Here is a 6,896-nt window from a genome sequence, read left to right as displayed (position 1 = left end):
AGCGACAACTATGACGAACTGAGCAGCGACAACTAACCCCGCCGACCGGCCAAGATAGTTGTCCCTCGGGCGGCCATCGTAATTGACAATCTACATTTCGCTTGAGCACTTTCTTCAGCACCGTTCGACCATGCTCATTTACACCATGGACGGCAAAAACGTTCTTCGCCAGATCGATGCCAACTGTCGTAATCTTCATGATGGGCGCTCCCCTCGGTCAGGTGGTTGCTTCGACACATCCACTTTGGCACGTTGATGCCGCTTCGGGTGGGGGCGTCCATCCCATTAGTCTTGACGCTAGCTCGTTCGACGGCAGCGACCACTTCTGCTTGTGCTGCGCGATGAGTTCGAGAACGGCCTGCAGTCGCAAGTTCGCCTGTGGCGCGCTGACCATGCGGACCGCCGGCTTCTCCCTGAATCCGTCGTGAAGCGCGACCTTCCACTGGGCGGCAGACAGTTCAAGCGACACTGCCAGGATGACGCCCTCAGCATGTGGTCCGGTAACGTGATTTGCGTCCATGATGCCCTCCGTTGAGCAAACCTTGGCACGGTCAATCTTACGACTCGGGCCTTGACGACTCTCACGCTACATAGGATCTGATTGTTCGCCGGGTCGCTGCGCGCTGGCCAACGTGCGGCCGCAATCATGAGCCTCATCCGCTCAGCGCAACTCAACGGTCACGAACCCCACGCATATCTGAAAGACATCGGGACACGGCCGCCCACCCACAGGGCAAGCGACATCGCCGCATTGCTGCCACATAACTGGCAACCTCTTACCGCTGTCGCCTGATTCACCGTCCGTCAACGTGGGTTCGCCAGCCGCTTACCGCACGCACGCAAGGTGCCGGATCATACGGAAGTTGGCCTGTCCCTGCCACGGAAACGCGGCCAGCACCAGCCGGATCGCCATATCGAAAGGCGTGCGTCGGCCGATTCCGAGTACCTCTAAACGGCTCGATGCCAGATGACAGTTGTGCGGGCGCGGCGTCGCGTCGGTGGGTGTGCGCTGGGGCGTCAGATGCGCGTCGAGTTGCAACGCTTCTGCCAGGCGCACGGCGATCTCGTACTTGTTCATCGGTTCGTCGCCCGACCATTGCACGATGCCAGAGACCGTTTCGCCGCGCGCGTGCCGTTCGAGCATCTGTCGGATCACGAAAGCGACATCGGGCGTGAACGTAGGATAGCGGATCGCCCAAGCGTCCATCCTGGCAGCCTGGGCCCCCGGCACCGCCGCCGCTGCAATCGCCGGCACGAGGCTAGTCACGGCCGATTCCGACCAACTGACGATCGGACCATATAGCAGCGGCAGACGCAGCACGCATCCGCCCTCGGCCGTGTCGGTCAGCGCTCGCTCGCCTTCGAGCTTGCTCTGTCCGTACGCGTTCAGTGGCGCAGGTGTGCTGTCGTGACAATAGGGCGGGTGCGTGCCGTCGAACACATAGTCGGTCGAGATCGACAGTGTCCACGCGCCGTGTCGGTTCGCCGCCCCGGCGATCATTCGCACGGCATCGACGTTCAGCGCGCGAGCAAGCGCCGGGTCGCGCTCGCATACATCGGGACGGCGCTCCGCCGCGGCAATCACGACGGCATCCGGCGCTACGCGGTCGATGAAACGCTCGACCGCAAAGCTATCGCGAACATCCAACGCGACCATTCGCGGAGACGTTCGGCTATATGCGGTGGAGACGGTCTGCCAGCCGGTCTGGCGCGCGAGTTCGTCGTTGAGCGCGCGGCCGAGCAATCCGGAACCACCTATTACGGCAACCTTGAACATGCGCGGCACCCTCAGCGCACAGACGTGACCGTGTATCCGGCCTCGTCAATCGCGGCCTTCAGCGCATCGACGGGTTGCGCCGACTCCACGAGCACGCGGCCGGTCGCGAGATCCACCTGAACCTGCGCGGCGGCGTCGTGCTCGCGAATCGCGCTCGTGACAGCGGCAACGCAGTGCTGGCAGCTCATGCCTTCTACATGGAGTTCGATTGTCATTGCAAAGACCTCGGCGGAATCAGATTGCGGATAGTTGAATTATGCCTGCCGTACCTTGTTTGGGTAGCTGACCTTCCCACTATGGGAAGGTGTAGGATCGATTGGAGTTCAGCCGCAACCTTGAGGAAACAGTCATGAACATAGGCGAAGCGGCCCGCGTGTCCGGCGTTACGGCAAAAATGATCCGCTACTACGAAAGTGTCGGCCTATTGACTGCGAAGGCGCGCACGAGTGCCGGTTATCGCGTGTATGGCCCGCAGGAAGTGCATTCCTTGCGCTTTATTCGCCAGGCTCGCCGGCTCGGATTTCTGGTCGAGGATATCCGGCGGCTGCTTGCTCTATGGCACGACCGCTCGCGTGCAAGTGCCGAAGTAAAGCGGATCGCGCTCGAACATGTCGCCGAACTCGATCGCCGCATCGCCGAACTGACGGACATGCGCGACACTCTCGCGCATCTGGCCGATCATTGCCATGGTGATGACCGGCCAGATTGTCCGATTATCGAGCGACTGGCGGACACCGATCTTGTATCGGGACAAGGTTGCCGTCCGCTTTAGCGGCTAATCGAACTGCAACCCGGCCTGCCGATTCTTAAGGTCGAGCGATTCATGCACCGAAAGTGCGCATAAAACTTGCGGAAATGACGTCCACTTAAAGGACGCCTGGATGAATCCCAATAAAATCAGGAACTGCATTGCACCTTACCGGTGCACTATTCCAAAACGGAATGCACACCATGCGGGCATTTCACTGTTCAGGTTGCACCTTGAGGCTATAATGCGGGTTAACCCTTTTACGGGAAATCCCTGATGTCAAATCACCGGGGATTCGATCTGATCCTTGGAGAACATCATGTTTGCATTCATTCTTGAGAAGCTCAGCACCTGGTTCGAAACCGCGGAACGTAGCCGTCGTGAGGCATATCTCGCCTCGTCGTCGGATATCGTTCAGCTCGAACAGCGCATCCGTTCGCTCGAAACCAACGGCTATTCGCTGTAAGTTTCCGCTTTGAGTTTGACCTGGCGGCGCCTGCTTTTGCGCGGCCGTGCAGTTGCAGTACCAATGTCGAGCCCCGTCAAAGCGGGGCTTTGTCGTATCTGGACATCGAAATCCGCGTGTGCCTTCGACGTTTTTTCGAGTGAACGACGCAAGAAAGCTGCTGATGGCGAATATCGACTAGCTTCGTAACGCGGCCCGCGGTAATGTATGGCGTTTTTCGCGCAAGACGGCATTCATAACCAATCGGGCTGTCCATGTCCTCCGTCCGTTCGCTGCAAACTTTCCGAGCCGTGATGGCCGCGGCCGCCATCGCGACGCTCGCCGCCCTCTGCGCCGCGTCGGACGCATTCGCAGTGTCCGATAACGGGCGTCCCCCCGTGATCCTCGATACGCTTGGCGGCGTCAATAATGGCCAGAGCGGTACCGTACTGCTGAGCTCGCCGCCTGCGCCGGAGCCGATCGTCGCCGCGCCGCCGATCGCGGCACCGGTCGAGCTGCCTGCGGAATCGTCGCCGCCGTTCGTGGTCGCGCCGTATATCCAATTGCCGGCGGGTGGTGGCGTGCCGCCGCGGCCGATGCCTCGAGCGGTGCCCCTTCCGCAATAGGTACCGACGGCGCGAGAGATCGTCGGCGGTGCTTCTGCGGTCCCGTTTCTCCCCCATACGCCAGCTTGCCTCGCACCCGACCATCTCATTCGGGTTTGGGCGCATGGCGTCCGTGAAACCGTCCGACGACAATCGTTGCACGCCTCGTCGCCGTGAGCTTCGATCTCGGCAAGTGCGCCTGCGTCACTGCTTCGAACGGAACACACAACAAGGAGACGTCACCATGCTCAATCAATGGATGCAGCGTGCGACGCGCACCTGCGTGATGCTGCTCGCACTGGCTGCGTTGCCCGGCGCTGGGTTCGCGAAGGACACGCCGGAAATGCCGACACTGACGATGGCCGTCGGCGGCTTACCTGGTCTCTACTATCTGCCGGTCCTCGCCGCACAGCAGCTCGGCTACTTCAAGGACGAAGGCCTGAACGTCACGCTCGAAGACTTCGCGGGCGGCTCGAAAGCGCTCGAAGCGGTGGTGGGCGGCAGCGCCGAAGTCGGCGCGGGCGCGTTCGAGCACACGTTGTTCATGCAGGCGAAGGGTCAGCACTATCGCGCGTTCGTGTTGATGGGCCGCGCACCGCAGATCGTGATCGGCGTGGTGAAGTCGAAGGCCGATCAGATCAAGTCGCTCGCGGACTTCAAAGGCGCGAAGGTCGGCGTGAGCGCACCGGGTTCGTCGACGGATCTCGTGCTCACTGTTGCGTTGCGCAAGGCCGGCGTGCAGCGCAGCGACATTTCGGCGATCGGCGTCGGCAGCGGCGCGACGGTGCTGGCCGCGGTGGGCAGTGGGCAGATCGACGCGCTGTCCAATGTCGATCCAATGATGACCAAGCTCACGCGTAGCGGCGCCATCAAGGTGCTTGTCGATACGCGCACGGTGAAAGGCACGCAGGAGGTGTTCGGCGGCATGATGCCCGCGGCGACGCTTTACGCGGCCGAAAGCTTCATCCAGAAAAATCCGAAGACAACGCAGGCGCTGACCAACGCGATCGTGCGTGCGAATCATTGGCTGCAGACTGCGAGCGACGCGGATCTGCTGAAGATGGTGCCGCAAGCCTATCTATTGGGTGACCCGACGCTCTATCTCGACGCCTTTCACAACGTGCGCGACGCGTATTCGCCGGACGGACTGATGCCCGGTGATGGCCCGGCGACGTCGCTGCGCGCGTTGTCGTCGTTCGATAGCCGGCTCGATCCGAAGAAGATCGATCTGAGTGCTACCTATACGAACCAGTTCGCGAGCAAGGCGGCCGCGCAGTTCAAGTGAGCGTATGCGGAGAACGGGTTGCGCAAGACAGGTGACGGGGAACCGCGCGCGGCACGCTCACGCGCCGCTCATCACGTTCAATTGCCGCGATATTCGACCTTGAACGTCGCAGCCTTGTCCTCGCCGAGCGTTTTGACGAGCCATGGCATCTGATCCTTCAGCGTCCTGGCGAGCGTATACGGCGGATTCAGGATGAACATGCCGCTACCGAACAGCCCATAGCCGTCTTCCGGCGGATTGCTGACGGTCAGGCTGACGTGCAGCCAGTTGTCCTTCTGCAGCTGCTTCAGTTGATCGGGAAAGCGCTGCGACTCAGGGCGCTTGACCTGCGGATACCAGACCGCATACGTGCCGGTCGGAAACCGCTTCAGACTTTCCTCGACACAGCGCAGCGTGCGCCCGTAATCGCGCTTGTCTTCATACGACGGGTCGAGCAGGATCAGCGCGCGGCGCGGCGCGGGCGGCAACAGCGTGAGAATCCCGTCGAAGCCGTCGCCCGCATACAGCATTGCGCGTCGGCCCGCGTCGCGAAAATTGTGGCGCAGGACGTCGATTTCGGTGCTGTGCAATTCGAAGAGCCGCATACGATCCTGCGCGCGCAGCTGTCGCCACGCAAGATATGGCGAGCCCGGATAAAAATGCAACTGGCCATCGGCATTGAGCGCGCTGACTTCATCGACGTATTCGGCGAACAGCGGCGGGAGATCGTTGCGGCCCCACAGTTTCGCAATACCCGTCTCGAACTCGCCGGTCTTCGTCGCGTAGCCTTCCTTCAGCGAGTAAACGCCGGCGCCCGCGTGCGTGTCGATATACCAGTAGGCCTTGTCCTTCTGGCCAAGGTAGCGCAGGAGCTGCAACACGACGGCGTGTTTCAGAACGTCGGCGTGATTGCCGGCATGAAAGGCGTGGCGGTAGCTGAGCATGATGAGAGGACGCTGAGAGAGCGCAGGCTGGCCCGAAGGAGCCGGCGACGCGCGGTCGCGTATTGTACGCGACCGCGCGTGCCCGGTTAGCCACCCGGTGCGTGGCGCTGCGCGCGCGATTACTCGTGCGCGTCGCCGATGATCTCCTCGATCCGCTGCTTTATCTCCGGTGTGATACGCTTGGCCACCTCGGCGGACTGCATGTTTTCGCCGATCTGTTCGACCCGCGAGGCGCCCGTGATCACCGTGCTGACATTCGGATTCTTCAGAATCCACGCGATCGCGAGCTGACCGACCGTGCAGCCGAGTTCGTCGGCGACCGCGCCGAGCTGGCCGACCACGTTGTTCCGGGTCGGGTCCGTGAGCTGCTGACGCAGCCAGTCATAGCCCTGCAACTGCGCGCGACTGTCGGCTGGCACGCCGTCACGATATTTGCCGGTGAGCAGACCCGATGCGAGTGGGCTCCACGTGGTCAGGCCGAGGCCGATGTCCTCGTAGAGCCGTTTGTATTCCTGCTCGACGCGTTTGCGGTGAAACAGGTTGTATTGCGGCTGCTCCATGACCGGCTTGTGCAGATGATGCCGCTCGGCGATTTCATAGGCGGCGCGAATCTCGTCGGCGCTCCATTCCGAGGTGCCCCAGTACAGCGCCTTGCCGCGCGCGATCATGTCGCTCATTGCCCACACCGTTTCCTCGACCGGCGTGTTCGGGTCCGGACGATGACAGAACACGAGATCCACATAGTCGAGCTGCAGGCGCTTCAGCGACGCGTCGATCGCGTTCATCAGGTACTTGCGGTTCAGCGTGTGGTACTGGTTCGGCGCTTCGTTGAGTCCCCAGAAGAATTTCGTCGACACGACGTAGCTCACGCGCGGCCACGCGAGCTCCTTCAACGCATGGCCCATGATCTCCTCGGATTTGCCGCCCGCGTAGACTTCGGCGTTGTCGAAGAAATTGACGCCCGCGTCGCGCGCCGCGGCAAGCGATTCGCGCGCGGTGCGGTGATCCACCTGGTTGCCGTACGTGACCCATGAGCCGATGGACAACTCGCTCACTTGCAGGCCCGAGCGGCCCAGACGTCGATAATTCATGCATGTCTCCTGGTTGGTGATG

The 6,896-nt window shown here is 61.6% G+C and carries 9 protein-coding genes and 2 pseudogenes; 5 read left to right on the top strand and 6 right to left on the bottom strand.

Features of this window, described 5'->3' with window-relative positions; all coding sequences use genetic code 11:
* A pseudogene (locus tag HDG32_RS36510) lies at positions 1–199 on the bottom strand (hypothetical protein); the annotation flags it as partial.
* 18 nt (positions 200–217) lie between these two features.
* Positions 218–520, bottom strand: a complete 303-nt coding sequence (locus tag HDG32_RS20425; RefSeq protein WP_260336536.1) for a hypothetical protein — start codon at positions 518–520, stop codon at positions 218–220.
* Between the two features lie 81 nt (positions 521–601).
* Here HDG32_RS20425 and HDG32_RS20420 point away from each other — a divergent pair.
* Positions 602–793 (top strand): annotated as a pseudogene (locus HDG32_RS20420) (transposase domain-containing protein); the annotation flags it as partial.
* Between the two features lie 33 nt (positions 794–826).
* Here HDG32_RS20420 and HDG32_RS20415 read toward each other — a convergent pair.
* A complete protein-coding gene (locus HDG32_RS20415; protein ID WP_184070211.1) occupies positions 827–1,777 on the bottom strand; it encodes an SDR family oxidoreductase in 951 nt (316 codons plus the stop codon).
* Between the two features lie 11 nt (positions 1,778–1,788).
* Positions 1,789–1,992, bottom strand: a complete 204-nt coding sequence (locus HDG32_RS20410; RefSeq protein WP_090803824.1) for a heavy-metal-associated domain-containing protein — start codon at positions 1,990–1,992, stop codon at positions 1,789–1,791.
* Positions 1,993–2,126: 134 nt separating this feature from the next.
* Here HDG32_RS20410 and cueR point away from each other — a divergent pair, with 134 nt between their 5' ends.
* From cueR to HDG32_RS20390, 4 genes are all read left to right on the top strand, one after another.
* Positions 2,127–2,549 carry a Cu(I)-responsive transcriptional regulator gene (cueR, locus tag HDG32_RS20405; protein ID WP_018418651.1) on the top strand — a complete coding sequence of 141 codons (423 nt, stop codon included), beginning with the start codon at positions 2,127–2,129 and terminating at the stop codon, positions 2,547–2,549.
* A 295-nt stretch (positions 2,550–2,844) separates the two neighbouring features.
* Complete coding sequence (locus tag HDG32_RS20400) at positions 2,845–2,991, top strand: DUF3563 family protein (protein ID WP_018418650.1); 147 nt, start codon at positions 2,845–2,847, stop codon at positions 2,989–2,991.
* 254 nt (positions 2,992–3,245) lie between these two features.
* Positions 3,246–3,596 carry a hypothetical protein gene (locus HDG32_RS20395; protein WP_260336535.1) on the top strand — a complete coding sequence of 117 codons (351 nt, stop codon included), beginning with the start codon at positions 3,246–3,248 and terminating at the stop codon, positions 3,594–3,596.
* Between the two features lie 223 nt (positions 3,597–3,819).
* The gene (locus HDG32_RS20390; protein WP_184070210.1) at positions 3,820–4,860 is read left to right on the top strand and encodes an ABC transporter substrate-binding protein; all 1,041 of its coding nucleotides are present in this window, start codon (positions 3,820–3,822) and stop codon (positions 4,858–4,860) included.
* A 77-nt stretch (positions 4,861–4,937) separates the two neighbouring features.
* Here HDG32_RS20390 and HDG32_RS20385 read toward each other — a convergent pair whose 3' ends face one another.
* Both HDG32_RS20385 and HDG32_RS20380 read right to left on the bottom strand, forming a co-directional pair.
* Positions 4,938–5,783, bottom strand: a complete 846-nt coding sequence (locus tag HDG32_RS20385; RefSeq protein ID WP_184070208.1) for a 23S rRNA (adenine(2030)-N(6))-methyltransferase RlmJ — start codon at positions 5,781–5,783, stop codon at positions 4,938–4,940.
* A gap of 119 nt (positions 5,784–5,902) precedes the next feature.
* The gene (locus HDG32_RS20380; protein ID WP_184070206.1) at positions 5,903–6,874 is read right to left on the bottom strand and encodes an aldo/keto reductase; all 972 of its coding nucleotides are present in this window, start codon (positions 6,872–6,874) and stop codon (positions 5,903–5,905) included.
* Positions 6,875–6,896 lie beyond the last annotated feature (22 nt).

Source organism: Paraburkholderia sp. CI2 (assembly GCF_014201055.1).
Taxonomy (GTDB): domain Bacteria; phylum Pseudomonadota; class Gammaproteobacteria; order Burkholderiales; family Burkholderiaceae; genus Paraburkholderia; species Paraburkholderia tuberum.
Note: the sequence above shows the minus strand (reverse complement) of the source record. Positions and strands in the feature narration are given on the sequence as shown.

Excerpts from the sequence above, each read along its gene's own strand:
- HDG32_RS20380 (WP_184070206.1), bottom strand. The coding sequence starts at position 6,874 with ATGAATTATCGACGTCTGGGCCGCTCGGGCCTGCAAGTGAGCGAGTTG.
- HDG32_RS20390 (WP_184070210.1), top strand. The coding sequence starts at position 3,820 with ATGCTCAATCAATGGATGCAGCGTGCGACGCGCACCTGCGTGATGCTG.
- HDG32_RS20425 (WP_260336536.1), bottom strand. The coding sequence starts at position 520 with ATGGACGCAAATCACGTTACCGGACCACATGCTGAGGGCGTCATCCTG.
- HDG32_RS20415 (WP_184070211.1), bottom strand. The coding sequence starts at position 1,777 with ATGTTCAAGGTTGCCGTAATAGGTGGTTCCGGATTGCTCGGCCGCGCG.
- HDG32_RS20400 (WP_018418650.1), top strand. The coding sequence starts at position 2,845 with ATGTTTGCATTCATTCTTGAGAAGCTCAGCACCTGGTTCGAAACCGCG.
- cueR (WP_018418651.1), top strand. The coding sequence starts at position 2,127 with ATGAACATAGGCGAAGCGGCCCGCGTGTCCGGCGTTACGGCAAAAATG.
- HDG32_RS20395 (WP_260336535.1), top strand. The coding sequence starts at position 3,246 with ATGTCCTCCGTCCGTTCGCTGCAAACTTTCCGAGCCGTGATGGCCGCG.
- HDG32_RS20385 (WP_184070208.1), bottom strand. The coding sequence starts at position 5,783 with ATGCTCAGCTACCGCCACGCCTTTCATGCCGGCAATCACGCCGACGTT.
- HDG32_RS20410 (WP_090803824.1), bottom strand. The coding sequence starts at position 1,992 with ATGACAATCGAACTCCATGTAGAAGGCATGAGCTGCCAGCACTGCGTT.